General features: G+C 68.9%; 14 protein-coding genes. 4 read left to right on the top strand and 10 right to left on the bottom strand.

Going from position 1 to position 13,467, the window contains the following annotated elements:
- Positions 1-78: 78 nt before the first annotated feature.
- From CFB40_RS21535 to CFB40_RS21520, 4 genes are all read right to left on the bottom strand, one after another.
- Positions 79-1,347, bottom strand: a complete 1,269-nt coding sequence (locus tag CFB40_RS21535; RefSeq protein WP_089428048.1) for an RNA polymerase sigma factor — start codon at positions 1,345-1,347, stop codon at positions 79-81.
- Positions 1,344-1,760, bottom strand: a complete 417-nt coding sequence (locus CFB40_RS21530; RefSeq protein ID WP_089428049.1) for a VOC family protein — start codon at positions 1,758-1,760, stop codon at positions 1,344-1,346. The genes CFB40_RS21535 and CFB40_RS21530 overlap by 4 nt, the downstream gene beginning before the upstream one ends.
- A gap of 41 nt (positions 1,761-1,801) precedes the next feature.
- A complete protein-coding gene (locus CFB40_RS21525; RefSeq protein WP_089428050.1) occupies positions 1,802-2,221 on the bottom strand; it encodes a YciI family protein in 420 nt (139 codons plus the stop codon).
- 125 nt (positions 2,222-2,346) lie between these two features.
- Positions 2,347-2,700, bottom strand: a complete 354-nt coding sequence (locus CFB40_RS21520; RefSeq protein ID WP_089432340.1) for a YciI family protein — start codon at positions 2,698-2,700, stop codon at positions 2,347-2,349.
- A 204-nt stretch (positions 2,701-2,904) separates the two neighbouring features.
- Here CFB40_RS21520 and CFB40_RS21515 point away from each other — a divergent pair, with 204 nt between their 5' ends.
- The 4 genes from CFB40_RS21515 (at position 2,905) to CFB40_RS21500 (ending at position 7,371) form a co-directional block, all read left to right on the top strand.
- Positions 2,905-4,761, top strand: coding sequence for an ExeM/NucH family extracellular endonuclease (locus CFB40_RS21515; protein ID WP_089432339.1), 1,857 nt, complete (start codon positions 2,905-2,907; stop codon positions 4,759-4,761).
- A gap of 285 nt (positions 4,762-5,046) precedes the next feature.
- On the top strand, positions 5,047-5,433 hold the full coding sequence (locus tag CFB40_RS21510) for a DUF883 family protein (protein WP_089428053.1): 387 nt from the start codon (positions 5,047-5,049) through the stop codon (positions 5,431-5,433).
- Between the two features lie 64 nt (positions 5,434-5,497).
- Complete coding sequence (locus CFB40_RS21505; RefSeq protein WP_089428054.1) at positions 5,498-6,082, top strand: BPSL1445 family SYLF domain-containing lipoprotein; 585 nt, start codon at positions 5,498-5,500, stop codon at positions 6,080-6,082.
- Positions 6,083-6,318: 236 nt separating this feature from the next.
- Entirely contained in the window at positions 6,319-7,371 is a 1,053-nt protein-coding gene (locus tag CFB40_RS21500; RefSeq protein WP_089428055.1) for an AI-2E family transporter, read from the top strand.
- A gap of 43 nt (positions 7,372-7,414) precedes the next feature.
- Here the strand turns inward: CFB40_RS21500 and CFB40_RS21495 are convergent, their stop codons facing one another.
- From CFB40_RS21495 to CFB40_RS21470, 6 genes are all read right to left on the bottom strand, one after another.
- Positions 7,415-7,930: a thioesterase gene (locus CFB40_RS21495; RefSeq protein WP_089432338.1), complete on the bottom strand. Its 516-nt coding sequence runs from the start codon at positions 7,928-7,930 to the stop codon at positions 7,415-7,417.
- 207 nt (positions 7,931-8,137) lie between these two features.
- Positions 8,138-9,154, bottom strand: coding sequence for an NADP-dependent oxidoreductase (locus CFB40_RS21490; protein ID WP_089432337.1), 1,017 nt, complete (start codon positions 9,152-9,154; stop codon positions 8,138-8,140).
- A gap of 37 nt (positions 9,155-9,191) precedes the next feature.
- Entirely contained in the window at positions 9,192-9,980 is a 789-nt protein-coding gene (locus tag CFB40_RS21485) for an SDR family oxidoreductase (RefSeq protein ID WP_089428058.1), read from the bottom strand.
- A 464-nt stretch (positions 9,981-10,444) separates the two neighbouring features.
- Positions 10,445-11,035 carry a phosphatase PAP2 family protein gene (locus CFB40_RS21480; RefSeq protein WP_089428059.1) on the bottom strand — a complete coding sequence of 197 codons (591 nt, stop codon included), beginning with the start codon at positions 11,033-11,035 and terminating at the stop codon, positions 10,445-10,447.
- Between the two features lie 81 nt (positions 11,036-11,116).
- Positions 11,117-12,433: an Nramp family divalent metal transporter gene (locus CFB40_RS21475; protein WP_089428060.1), complete on the bottom strand. Its 1,317-nt coding sequence runs from the start codon at positions 12,431-12,433 to the stop codon at positions 11,117-11,119.
- Between the two features lie 71 nt (positions 12,434-12,504).
- Complete coding sequence (locus CFB40_RS21470) at positions 12,505-13,434, bottom strand: helix-turn-helix domain-containing protein (RefSeq protein ID WP_089428061.1); 930 nt, start codon at positions 13,432-13,434, stop codon at positions 12,505-12,507.
- Positions 13,435-13,467: the final 33 nt, after the last annotated feature.

The following is a 13,467-nucleotide window of genomic DNA, read 5'->3' as shown; positions in this document are numbered from 1 at the left end:
GCTTGGCGGAGCGGCGCGCCAGCGGGCGGGCTCGGTGCTCGGGGGCTCGGTGCCCGGCATTCGCACGTGCCGCGTGCGTCACGCGTCCGTTGCGCGCCTGAGCAGTAATTCGCGTTCGCGTTCGTTGCGCGTCAGTTCCGCCGCGCGGCGGAATTCGGCCTTCGCCTCGTCGGCGCGGCCCAGCTTCGCCAGCAGGTCGCCGCGCACGCTCGGCAGCCAGTGATAGCGCGCGAGCGCGGGATCGTCGCGCAGCGCGTCGACGAGTTCGAGCGCCGCAGCGGGCCCGAACGCCATCCCGACGGCCACCGCACGATTCAGCTCGACGACGGGCGACGGTGCGACTTCGGCGAGCGCGTCATACAGCGCGACGATCTGCGCCCAGTCCGTATCCGATGCCCGCCGCGCACGCGCATGGCAGGCCGCCAACGCGGCCTGCAGCGCATACGGCCCGCGCACGCCGCCGAGCTTCGTCGCGCGTTCGAGCGCCGCGAGGCCGCGCCGGATCAGCAGCGGATCCCAGCGGCTGCGATCCTGGTCGAGCAGCAGCACGGGCCGGCCCTGCGCGTCGGTACGCGCATGCATGCGCGACGCCTGCAACTCCATCAGCGCAACGAGCCCGAGCACCTCGCTCTCGTCCGGCGCCAGCCCGGCCAGCACGCGGCCGAGCCGCAACGCCTCGTCGCACAGCGCCGGGCGCGTCCAGTCGTCGCCCGAGGTCGCCGCATGGCCTTCGTTGAACACGAGATAGATCACCTCGAGCACCGACGCGAGCCGCGCGGGCCGCGCGTCGGCCGCCGGCACCTCGAACGGCACGTGCGCCGCCGCGAGCGTGCGCTTGGCGCGCACGATCCGCTGCGCGATCGTCGGCTCGGGCGTCAGGAACGCGCGCGCGATCTCGCCCGTCGTCAGCCCGCCGAGCAGCCGCAGCGTGAGTGCAACGCGCGCATCGGTCGACAGCACCGGATGGCACGACGTGAAGATCAGCCGCAGGAGGTCGTCGCCGATGTCATCGTCGCTCGCGTCGGCAAGCGCCTCCGCGATGTCGGGGACGACATGCGCCTCGAGCGCGTCCATCTCGTGACCGAGCTGGTCGCGCTTCGCCGCGTGGAGCGACTCCTGCCGGACACGATCGAGTGCGCGACGCTTCACGGCCGTCATCAGCCATGCGGCCGGGTTGTCGGGCACGCCGTCGACGGGCCAGTGCTCGAGCGCCGCGACGAGCGTGTCCTGCGCCAGTTCCTCGGCCACGCCGACGTCGCGCACCACGCGCGCGGCGCGCGCGATGATCTTGGGCGCCTCGATCCGCCAGACCGCTTCGATCGCACGGTGAGTCGCCTCACGCGTCACGACGCCTGCCCCTCGGCGGACGCGTCCAGCGGCATGGCCATCAGCTCCCATGCATGGCCGTCCGGATCGTCGAACCCGTGGCCGTACATGTTCGGGTACTCGCGCGGCGCCTGCGGCGCAGACCCGCCGGCCGCCAGCGCCTTCGCGACGATCGCGTCGACCTCGGCGCGGCTGTCGCACGACAGGCACGACAGGACCTGCACCTGCGTCGCCGGATCGATGATGGTTTTGCCGGTGAACGTCTGGAAGAACGGCCGCACGAGCAGCATCGCGAAGATCGTGTCGCTGATCTTGATGCAGGCGGCCTGGTCGTTGGTATAGGCCGGTACGACCTCGTAGCCGAGCGCCTGGTAGAACGCTTTCGAGCGCGGCAGGTCGGCCACGGGCAGGTTGATGAAAACCATCTTGTGCATGTCGGGAACTCCCGGTGAGGTTGGATTCAGGCGGCAATCAATCAGGCGCTGGTGCGGCCGACGTGGAGTTCGCGGAACCGCTCGACCGCATCGCTCGGCGTGAGGTCGTCGAGCTCGAACAGCGGCCGCACCTCGATCTCGCAATCCATCTCGGCGCCGAACGGCGCGGGGAACCGGCGCGTCCATTCGAGCGCTTCGTCGCGCGAACGCACCTGGATCAGCGTATAGCCGGCAATCAGTTCCTTCGTTTCGGCGAACGGGCCGTCGACCACGGTGGCCTTGCCGCCCGTGTAGCGCACGCGCCAGCCACGCGCGCTCGGTCGCAGCCCGTTCGCGTCGAGCAGCACGCCGGCCCTGGCCAGTTCCTCGTGATAGACGGTCATGGCCTCGACCAGCCGGTTGTCCGGCAACGCATCGGATTCGCTGACGGCGTTCGCCCGGATCATGATCATGAATCGCATCGTTCACTCCTTGTCGTCGGTGGAAGGCAGCGCCCATTCGTCGGCGCCTTATCCGGACGACGGCCGGAAGACGGCCGGATCGACATATTCCGCGACATATCAGGGTAAATACCGAGTCGCGACCTTCACAGGAAGCACGGACCGACCGCCCGCACCTCGACCGTGCACCATTGCGCGGCCGGGCACTGGCGCGCGATCTCGATCGCTTCTTCGCGGGTGTCGACGTCGACGATGAAGAAGCCGCCGACCATCTCCTTCGCCTCCGCGAACGGGCCGTCGAGTAGCCGCGTCTCGCCGTCGCGCACCTGCACGCGCGTCGCGCGCTCGGAACGCTCCAGCGACTCGACGCCGCGCAGCACGCCGCGCGCCTTCAGCGTCTCGGCGAAATCGACCATCCGCGCGTACAGCGCCTGACCTTCGTCGAGCGTGCGTTCGGCGCGCTGCTCGGTCGGCTCGACTATCAACAACATGTAAGACATGGATGACTCCTGTGGGAACGGGGCGCGGCAGGGCTCGCCGCGCGATCGGGATGCGCCGGCCGATGCAAAAGCGTAACAGCCGCCGTGCGGCTTGCATCGTCGGCCGATCGGCAACTGGCCGGACGGCCATTTCGGCCGCTTCCTGACATTTTGCCGTCAAGATGCCTTCCCGAACCGTCGGATTGTCTTCCTGTGGACCGCCCCATGTCACGCCTGCTTGTGCCGCTAGCCGTTGCACCGTTCATCACCCTCGCCGCCCTCCCTGCCCGGCCGGCCTTGGCCGCGCCGCCGGTCAGCGCCCGCTGCGGCGGCGCAACCACGCCGATTGCCGACCTTCGCGGCGCCGGCGGCCCGTCGCCGCTGGTCGGGCAAACGACCTCGATCGAAGCGGTCGTCACCGCGGCGTTCGGCGGCACCGACGGCCTTGGCGGCTTCTTCGTCCAGCAGGCCGACGCGCAGCGACGGCACCGGCCGGGCGTCTCCGAAGGCGTGTTCGTGTACGCGCCGAACGCGCGCGCGCAGGCCGGCGATCGCGTACATCTCACGGGCCGCGTCGACGAGCGTTACGGCCGGACGCAATTCACGCTGTCGGGCGGCGTGACCGTCTGCGCCCGCGGGCAAACGGTCACGCCTGCCACGCTCACGCTGCCCGTCGCCACCCCGGCGGTGCTGGCCGCGCTGGAAGGCATGCGGGTGCGCCTGCCGCAAACGCTGACGGTCAGCGATACCCACGAACTCGGCCGCTACGGCAGCGTCGTCCTCAGCCACGGCCGGCTGCGCATCCCGACCCACGTCGCTCCGCCGGCCGAGGCCGCCGCGATCGCGACCGCCAACGCACGCAACCGCATCGTGCTCGACGACGGCTCGACCCGCCGCGATCCCGCGACCGTGCGCTATCCGCCGCCCGCGCTGAGCGCCGCCAACACGCTGCGCGCGGGCTACACGGTACGCGGCGTCGAAGGCGTGCTCGAACTGCGCTACGGCGCATGGCGGCTGCAACCGGTTGCCGGCGCGGCGCCGGTGTTCGATGCCGCCGCGAATCCGCGTACCGAGGCGCCGGCCCGGCACCCGGATGCCGACGTGCGCATCGTGTCGTTCAACGTATTCAACTATTTCAACGGCGACGGGCGTGGCGGCGGTTTCGATGCCCCGGCCAACCGCGGTGCGAAAACGCCCGCCGCGTTCGCGCGGCAGGAGGCGAAGATCGTCGCGGCGTTGCGCGCGCTGCGTGCCGACGTGATCGGGCTGATGGAAATCGCGAACAACGGCCACGGTGAAACGAGCGCCGTACGCCGTCTCGCCGCGCAACTGGGCGACGGCTGGCGCGCGGTCGAGCCCGGCACCGCGCGTCTCGGCCGCGATGCGATCGCAGTCGCGCTGCTGTACGACAGCCGCACGGTCGAGCCGGCCGGGCGCGCCGCGACCGTCGCACTCGGCGGCCGGCACCGCCCGCCGCTCGCGCAGACATTCCGGCGCATCGGCGGCGCGCGCGCCTTCACGGTCGCGGTCAATCACCTGAAATCGAAGAACTGCCCGAACGCGACCGGCGCCGATCGTGACCAGTCGGACGGCCAGGGCTGCTGGAATGCGGCGCGCACGCAAGCCGCCGCGCGCATCGCCGACTGGCTCGCCACGTCGCCGACCGGCACCAGGGCCGATGGCGTCCTGCTGATCGGCGACCTGAACAGCTACGCGAAGGAAGACCCGGTGCGCGCGCTCGAATCGCGCGGCTACGCGAACCTGGTGGCCCGCTTCGTCGGCGATGCTGCGTACAGCTACGTATTTCGCGGCGAAGCGGGCAGCCTCGACCACGCGCTGGCCACGCCGGCGCTCGCCGCGCGCGTGAGGGCCGTGCACGTCTGGCACATCAACACCGACGAGCCGGTCGCGCTGCAACCGTTGCCTGATTACAAAACGGCCGCGCAACGGTCGATTTATTACGCACCCGACGCGTACCGGTCATCGGATCACGATCCCGTCGTGATCGACGTCGCGCTTGGCAATGGCGGCACGTCAGCAGCCCCGGGCACGAACCATGCTCCTCGACCAACGGTCGATTAGTGCATTTGCATCAGCACAAGGCCTGCAACGGCACTATTTACCTGATGGCCCTGGTGACGCGATATTTACCGGACCTTCACTGCGTACCGCAGCCCGATACGCCGCTTCGCCCGGAATGCGAATTTTTTTCAATCGCCTCGCCGCCCCGTGCGGCGGGGCTTCGCGGCAATCCTGCCGACGAATTGAAAATTTGTCTCGAAACAAAATCGGGCCAAGTGAATCACACAGGTTGCTGGGATTCGTCTTATCTTCAAATTTGCCTTGAATCGAAGGAGGATAAACACCATGGCGCTCACCGACTCGATCGAACACAAGCTGGACCGCGGCCTGTCCGACATCCGTCGCACGGGCCGGCGCGTGGGACGCACGACGCGCTCGGCCGCCCGCGACCTGCATGACGACGTCACCGACGATCTGCGCGGGCTGGTCGACGAACTGGAAGATCTGCTGAAAAACGACGGCGACGGCGATATCGCCGCGCTGCGCAAGCGCGTGCAATCCAAGCTGGATGAAGCGCGCGGCGCACTCGACCATGCGTCGGGCAGCGCGGCCGCCCGGCTGCGCGATTCGGCCGAACGCGTGTCGCAGGTCGTGCAAGACAACCCGTGGCAAACCGCCGGCGTCGTCGCCGGCCTCGCGTTCGTTGCGGGCCTGCTCCTTGCCCGCCGTTGAGCGGAGCCGGCCGCCACGCGCCCGCCCCGTCCGTCCTCAATCAGACAAACGAAGGAGAAACGCCATGCAGAAGACCTTTGCCATGAAAGCCGCCGCCGCCGTCCTGCTCGGCAGCCTCGCGCTCGCCGGTTGCACGACCACCCCGGACAAACCGGAAGGCGCCGCGGCCAGTGCGTCGAAGCGCCAGTCGATCGACGCCAGCGTCAACGCGACGCTGTCGCGCCTCTATTCGACGGTGCCGGGTTCGCGTGAACTCGTCGCGAAATCGCGCGGCGTGCTCGTGTTCCCGAACGTGCTGCAGGCCGGCTTCATCGTCGGCGGCCAGTCCGGCAACGGCGCGCTGCGCGTCGGCGGCAGCACGGTCGGCTACTACAACACGTCGTCGCTGTCGGTCGGCCTGCAGGCCGGCGCGCAGTCGAAGGCGATCGTGTTCCTGTTCATGACGCAGGATGCGCTCGACTCGTTCCGCAAGTCCGAAGGCTGGGCCGCGGGCGCCGACGCGTCGGTCGCGGTCGTGAAGGTCGGCGCGAATGGCGCGGTCGACTCCAACACCGCCACCGCCCCGGTCGAGGTGCTGGTCCTGACCAACGCGGGCCTGATGGGCGACCTGTCGGTGAACGGCACCAAGGTCACGAAGCTCAACATCTGACGATGCGGCACGCGGCGTCGCGCCGCGTTTGCTTCCCGGCAGCGCCGCGGCCCCGGCCGCGGCGTTTTCGCATGGGCCGCGCGCAGCGGCTATGATGGCGGCGCCTTTGCGGGCATACTCCGCTTCGGGCCGCCCTGCGTCGCATTTCGCCGCGAACCCGTGACGATCGAGAACCGATCGCGCGCGGGGCAACGAGATTCAATCAAACCACGCATCAATCTGCGCGAACGTCATCCATGGAAAGCGGACACGACCACCAAAAATTCTTCTATTTCCTGCTGGCCGCGGTCACCGTCGGACTCTGCTGGATCCTCGCGCCGTTTTCCGGAGCCGTGTTCTGGGGCACCATTCTCGCGATCCTGTTCCAGCCCGTGCAGCGCTGGCTCGCCGCACGCTTCGGCAAGCGGCGCAACCTGGCCGCGCTCGTGACGCTGTCGCTGATCGTCCTGATCGTGATCCTCCCGCTCGTGTTCGTCGCCGCGACGCTCGTGCAGGAAATCGCGTACGTGTACCAGGAACTCAAGGACGCCCAGCCGAACTATTCGCAGTATTTCCACGACATCATTCACGCGCTGCCGACGTCGATCCAGAACCTGCTGCAGAAATACGGGCTGACCAACATCCCGGGCATCCAGAAGAAGCTGACCGACGGCGCCGCGCAAATCAGCCAGTTCGCGGCCACCCAGGCGCTCAGCATCGGCCAGAACACGTTCCAGTTCGTCGTGAGCTTCGGCGTGATGCTGTACATGGTGTTCTTCCTGCTGCGCGACGGCGGCGAGATCGGCCGCCGCGTGCGCCGCGCGCTGCCGCTCGACGAGGAGCACAAGAACCTGCTGCTCGCGAAGTTCACGACCGTCGTGCGCGCAACGGTCAAGGGCAACATCGCGGTCGCGCTCGTGCAGGGCGCGCTCGGCGGCCTGATCTTCTGGATCCTCGGGATCGAGGGCGTCGTGCTGTGGGGCGCGCTGATGGCGTTCCTGTCGCTGCTGCCCGCGATCGGTGCGAGCCTCGTCTGGGTGCCGGCCGCGCTCTACTTCCTGATGATCGGCGCGGTCTGGAAGTGCGTGATCCTCGTCGCATTCTGCGTGGGCGTGATCGGCCTCGTCGACAACCTGCTGCGCCCGATCCTCGTCGGCAAGGACACGAAGATGCCCGACTGGGTCGTGCTGATCTCGACGCTCGGCGGGATGGCGCTGTTCGGCATCAACGGCTTCGTGATCGGGCCGCTCGTCGCCGCGCTGTTCATGGCGAGCTGGGACATCTACGCACGATCCGAACAGGGCGAATGACGCATCGCGTGGCCGCGTGCCACGCACCTGCCGGCACGCGCCGTCATGGATGGCGAATGCGGATCACGACGGGCGCCTCGGCGCCCGTTGCTTCATCCGCCGCCAGCGACATCACGCCGCCATACGGACCGACGCGATACGTGCGGCCCGACACCAGCGGCACGCTTCGATCGCCGTGCGCATCGCGCCACGTTGCCCGCACGCGCGAAGCGACATCGGGCGAGAACGGCGCACCGTCGGGCCCGACCAGCGCCACCTGGGCGCCCGGCAACCGCCGGCCATGGGCATCGAATCGCAGTGTTGCCGCCGCCCCGCCGCTCGCCGCCTCCCGTCCTTCGACCACCACGCCCGCCGGTGCGTCGAGCGTCACGTCGTAGAGATCGACGAGCGCGCCCGTGAACCGTACGATGCCATCCGACGCGGCATGCCCGGCCACCACCGCATTCGACATCGCGAACGCCACGCCAAGCCCGATTGCGATCTGCCGCACGGCACCGCCGCACCGCACCGTTCGATTGCGCATCGCCACCGATGCCGCCCGCTTCGCGTCGTTTCGCATGCTCCCTCTCCTCTGCCGTGACCAGAAAAAAAAGGCGGCGTGACGCGTCGGTCACGCCGCCTGTCTGCTGGCAATCACTTTAGGGAGAGACGTCCGGACAAGATATGGGACTAGTCCGAAACTAAAGCCCGGCCGTTCGAACGCAGCGCGTTCGGCACCCGCTCGCGGCAGCGTACGAACGGCATCGCACGCTGCATCGCGGGCCGGTCAGGCGCCGGGATCGACGCGCAGCACGAGCTTGCCGCGATGGTCGCCGTCGAACAGGCGATTCAGCACGTCGGGCGCGTTCTCGAGACCGTCTGCAACCGTCTCCTCGGCCTTGAGCCGGCCGTCGCGCAGCCAGCCCGCGAGCGTCTGCACGGCTTCCCGGCTCTTGCGATAGTCGAGGATCAGGAAGCCGCGCATCGTCAGCCGCTTCGAGATCAGCACGCCGACGTCGTCCGCCGCGCGCCCGCTGTTGTAGTTCGAGATCACGCCGCACAGCGCGACGCGCCCGCCGATCACCATCCGCGACAGCACCGCGCGCATCACCTCGCCGCCGACGTTTTCGAAGTTCACGTGCACGCCGTCCGGCGTCGCCGCCTTCAGCTGCTGACGGAAATCGTCGGCCTTGTAGTCGACGGCCGCGTCGAAGCCGAGCGTCTCGGTCAGGTAGCGGCACTTGTCCGCGCCGCCCGCGATGCCGACCACGCGTGCGCCGTGGATCTTGCCGATCTGCCCGGCGATCGAGCCGACCGAGCCGGCCGCCGCCGACACCACGAGCGTCTCGCCCGGCTGCACCGGCGCGATATCGGTCAGCCCGTAATACGCGGTCAGCCCGCTCATCCCGCACGCGCCGAGCAGCGTCGGCAGCGGCAGGCCCGACGCCGCGGGTAGCTTCACGAGCTGCGCGGCCTGGTCGGCCGGCACGACCGCGTAGTCCTGCCAGCCGACGAGCCCCTGCACGAGATCGCCTTCCGCGAACCCCGCGTTGCGCGATGCCACCACGCGCCCGATGCCGAGCGCGCGCATCACCTCGCCGATCGCGACGGGCGGCAGGTACTGCGGCACGTCGCTCATCCACACGCGGTTGGTCGGGTCCATCGACAGATACAGCACGCGCACGAGCACCTCGCCGTCGGCAAGCGCCGGCACCGGCGTCTCGACGAGCGAAAAGTGTTCGCGGCCGACCCGCCCTTCCGGGCGCGTCTTCAGCAGCAATTGGCGGTTCACGGGTGTGGACACGATGTTCTCCTCCGGTCGTGGTGGTTCGGGATGCGCGTCAGACCGCGCACATGCCGCCGTCGATCACGAGTTCGGCGGCCGTCACGAAGCGGCTCTCGTCGGATGCGAGATACACGGCCGCGTGCGCGACGTCGTCCGGCTCGCCGAGCCGGCGCAGCGGAATGCCGCGTGCGAGCTTGCGCATCGCGTCGCGTTCACCGAGCGACTGGAACAGCGGCTCGACGATCCCCGTGCGGATGAACGCCGGGTGAATCGAGTTGCAACGCACGTCGATCTCGCGGCGCGCGCAGTCGATCGCGACCGACTTCGTCAGCGACGCGACCGCCGCCTTCGACGCGTTGTACGCGGTGAAATCCGGCTCGACCTTGAACGCGGCGACCGACGAGATGTTGATGATCGACGCGGGATGGCTTTCGGCCAGATACGACAGTGCATGCTTGCAGCCGAGCACGATGCTCTCGACGTTGATCGCCATCACGCGCCGCCATTCGTCCAGCTCGATCTGCGCAGGCGAGCCGATCGAGCCGACGCCCGCGTTGTTGACGAGCACCGACAGTCCGCCCATCACATCGACCGCCTGCGCAAGTAGCGCCTGCCAGCGTGCTTCGTCGCGCACGTCCTGCGTCGCGGCGAACGCGACCGGCGTCGCGTGCCCCGCGTTGAGTTCCTGCGCGAACGCGTCGAGCACCGCCGCGTCGGCGATGTCGGTCACGAACACGCGCGCGCCCTGCTCGACCATCCGGCGCGCGATCGCGCGGCCGAGGCCGCCCGCGGCGCCCGTGATGTATGCGCACTTGCCGGCAAGGCGCGAAGAAACGACTGTCATGTGACCTGCTCCTATCGTGAATCGTCGTCGCGGAACGCTGCCGCGACGGGTGGGCCGTGCCTGTTCCGGCCGGCGCGGGCCGGTCGACCGTGCCTCGACATCACGAGGCGCCGCACGGTTTCCGCGAGTATATCGAGACGAACCTGACGCGTGCCGGACGCGCCGGACAGCCTGCCCCGGTTGAACGACAGCCAGCGTACGCGAATGCCGCCAATCGATGAAATGAATAATCGTTATGCCCGGTCATAGGTACTGTTCATGACCTCGGCGTGTCGGCGCGCATGTACGGGCCAGCGGCACCCGCGGATCACGCAGACCGGCCAGGTTGATTCAGGCAATGACGAAGCGCGGCGTTCCGCGCAGACGCGAAAGCGGTCGCGAAAATGAACGGGGTGGAATCGTGCAACCGCCGGGCGAATGCCGGCGGCAAGAAAGCGGCGCCGGGGCGCCGCGACCGGCTGCCGTCAGAATCCGTCGCCCGACGGCGCGCGCACGAACGCGCAGAGTTGCGGCGAATGGGTGTCGATCATCTGCTGGAACGGCGCACGGTGCCCGTACGCGATGCCCGACACGAGCAGCAGGCAGACGGCCGCGACGCGCGGCGAGAAGGCACGCTGCCGCGCGCTGTCGTAGCCGCGCAGGAACACCAGCGCGACCAGCGCGCCGAGCATCCAGCCGACGATCACTTCCGGCACGGTGTGCGAATGATCGAACACGCGCGCGACGGCCGTGAGCGCGCCGACGGCCAGCCCGGCCGCGATGCCGGGCGCCTTGCCCGGCCGGAACGCCTGCCACAGCATGGACAGCGCGACGGTCCACACGGACGTCGACAGCATCGTATGGCCGCTGATCACGCGGAAATCGAATTGCGGCAGCTCGATGCCGCACCCGGCATAGAGGATCTTGGTGGCGCCGACGAGGCCCATGCCGGCGGCGAGCAGCACGCCCCAGCGGACAGCGAGGCGCCAATCGGTCAGCGCGAGCCATGCCGCGCAGGTCAGCGCGATCGGCAAGGTCAGCGCGGCATCGCCGATGTTGCTGATTTCACTCCACATAACGGACTTCGGACGACGATCGAAAGGTCGCAGTTTACCGCATGCGCGCCGCGCGACTGTGTCAGCCTGTGTCAGGCTGTATCAGCCCGCGACACCGGTAATCAGCAGCAGGTTCGTGCCGGTGATGACGGCGAACAGCGCCCATGCGGCAATCTGCATCCCGCGCCCGATCGTGTGCTCGCCCATCATGTTGCGATCGCTGACCGAGCGGATCAGCGGCCACATCGCGAACGGCAGCTGCAGGCTCAGCAGCACCTGGCTCCACACGAGCAGCTGCCCCACCGAGCTGTCGCCAAGCCACAGCACGCCGATCAGCGCCGGCACGAGCGCGAGCCCGCGCGTGATCAGCCGGCGCTGGTAGCACGGGATCTTCGTATGCAGGAAGCCGTCCATGATCACCTGGCCGGCGATCGTGCCGGTCAGCGTCGAGCTCTGCCCCGACGCGAGCAGCGCGATGCCGAACAGCAGTGCCGCCGCGCCGCCGGCGATCGGCGTAATCAGGTTGTAGGCCTGCTCGATGTCGGTCACGTTGTGCTGGCCCGTCGCATGGAAGGCCGCGCCCGCGACGACCAGGATCGCCGCGTTGACGAGCATCGCGACGAACAGCGACACGCAGGTATCGATGCGCACCAGCGCGAGCGTGTCGCGGATCATCCCGCGCGCGCCGCCGACCACGTGCCGCGTCTGCACGACCGACGAATGCAGGTACAGGTTGTGCGGCATGATCGTCGCGCCGACGATGCCGAGCGCGAGCACGATCGCGTCCTTGCGGTCGTGGCCCGGATCGCCCGGCACCAGCCCGCCGACCACCGCGTGCCAGTCGGGCGGCGTGATCGCGACCTGCGCGACGAAGCAGAACGCCATCGTCGCGATCAGCGCGAGCACGATCGCCTCGATCTGCCGGAACCCCTTGCCCTGCAGGCCGAGCACGATGACCGTGTCGAGCGCGGTCAGCACGATCCCCCACGCGAGCGGCACGCCGAGCAGCAGCTTGAACGCGAGCGCGCAGCCGAGGACTTCCGCGATGTCGCACGCGATGATCGACACTTCGGCGGTCACCCACTGCACGATGCGGCCGAACCGGCCATAGCGGTCGTAGCTGGCCTGCGCGAGATCCCTGCCGGCGACGAGGCCGAGCCGCGCCGCGAGCATCTGCAGGAAGATCGCCGCGAGGCTCGAGAACGCGACGACCCACAGCAGCGAATAGCCGAACTGCGAGCCGGCCTGGATGTCGGTCGCCCAGTTGCCGGGATCCATGTAGCCGATCGCGACCAGCAGGCCAGGGCCGAAGAAGCGCTTGAGCTTCTGCCAGCGCGGCGCGCCGGCATCGATCGTGATGCTGCCCTTGACTTCCGACGGGCAGAAAGGGGCGGTGGCGGTGGTGGGGAGGAAGGACATGGAAACCGGGGCTCGAGATCGGGACAGGACAATTCTACGGGTATCCGCCCGATTTTCTCCCGCGCGGTCCGTCACGCAGCGCGATGCCCCTCGGTGCCGTCGCCGGCCCCCTCGCCTGCATCGGCCGGCCTCGCGCCACGGGTGAGGATCCTTTCGCGCTCGGAGACACGGAATTCGGTCGGCGACATCAGCATGCGCTGGCGAAACAGCTTCGCGAGCCGCTCGCCGCTGCCGAACCCGGTGCGGCGCGCGACCTTGTCGGCCGGCAGCGTCGTGTGGACCAGCATGTGGCAGGCGCGCTCGAGCCGCACGTGCTGGACGAATTCGGTCGGCGTCACGCCGATTTCCTTCTTGAAGCGCCGCAGGAAGTTGCGCTCGCTCATCGCGGCGGCCTGGGCCGCGTTCGCGATCGAGATGCGGTTCACGCTCTGCGCGCGCAGCCGCTGCGCCGACATCCGGATCGACGGGCTCGCGCTCAGCTCGCGAAAGGCCCACATCGACTGCGCATAGCGCTGCTCGACCGGCCGCAGCAGGTTGCTGGCGATCTCCTGCGCGGCAATGTCGCCGAGCTCGACGCGGAACATGTCGAGCACGGCGGCGAACACGTCGGTTTCGCCGGCCTGCAGCTCGACCGTCGTGGCGACCCGTCGCCCGCCCCGGCCGGGCCGCCCGTCGAGCGCCGCCGACGGACGCTGCATGGCCGCGAGCGTGGGCAGGTCCATCCCGTCGACGATCCAGCGTGCATGACGGCGAATGTCGGCGAGGCGACGCTGCAATGCGTCGTCCCAGTTGACCACCGCGCGATCACCGTGAAGATGAAAGAACGCGAGCGCGCGGCGGCCGTGCTCGTCACCGAGCGGATCGGCCGCGATGCTCACGCCGGAGGACGACTGCACCAGCCCCCCGCTTTCGGATACGTACTTCAACTGGTAGTCAGCACTGTAGGCGTGCAGGCGATTCGCCAGGTTGAAAGCCTCGCCAAGACGCGCGGCCTGGGCCAACGAAAATCCCGTACTCAAATAGATAACGACCCA

The sequence above is a fragment of the Burkholderia sp. AU31652 genome (assembly GCF_002223155.1).
Lineage (GTDB): Bacteria > Pseudomonadota > Gammaproteobacteria > Burkholderiales > Burkholderiaceae > Burkholderia.
This window is presented reverse-complemented; position numbering and strand designations above follow the sequence as displayed.

Coding starts and splice junctions, on each gene's coding strand:
- CFB40_RS21485 (WP_089428058.1), bottom strand. CDS start 9,980: ATGACAGTCGTTTCTTCGCGCCTTGCCGGCAAGTGCGCATACATCACG.
- CFB40_RS21525 (WP_089428050.1), bottom strand. CDS start 2,221: ATGCGATTCATGATCATGATCCGGGCGAACGCCGTCAGCGAATCCGAT.
- CFB40_RS21515 (WP_089432339.1), top strand. CDS start 2,905: ATGTCACGCCTGCTTGTGCCGCTAGCCGTTGCACCGTTCATCACCCTC.
- CFB40_RS21505 (WP_089428054.1), top strand. CDS start 5,498: ATGCAGAAGACCTTTGCCATGAAAGCCGCCGCCGCCGTCCTGCTCGGC.
- CFB40_RS21475 (WP_089428060.1), bottom strand. CDS start 12,433: ATGTCCTTCCTCCCCACCACCGCCACCGCCCCTTTCTGCCCGTCGGAA.
- CFB40_RS21520 (WP_089432340.1), bottom strand. CDS start 2,700: ATGTCTTACATGTTGTTGATAGTCGAGCCGACCGAGCAGCGCGCCGAA.
- CFB40_RS21480 (WP_089428059.1), bottom strand. CDS start 11,035: ATGTGGAGTGAAATCAGCAACATCGGCGATGCCGCGCTGACCTTGCCG.
- CFB40_RS21500 (WP_089428055.1), top strand. CDS start 6,319: ATGGAAAGCGGACACGACCACCAAAAATTCTTCTATTTCCTGCTGGCC.
- CFB40_RS21495 (WP_089432338.1), bottom strand. CDS start 7,930: ATGCGAAACGACGCGAAGCGGGCGGCATCGGTGGCGATGCGCAATCGA.
- CFB40_RS21530 (WP_089428049.1), bottom strand. CDS start 1,760: ATGCACAAGATGGTTTTCATCAACCTGCCCGTGGCCGACCTGCCGCGC.
- CFB40_RS21510 (WP_089428053.1), top strand. CDS start 5,047: ATGGCGCTCACCGACTCGATCGAACACAAGCTGGACCGCGGCCTGTCC.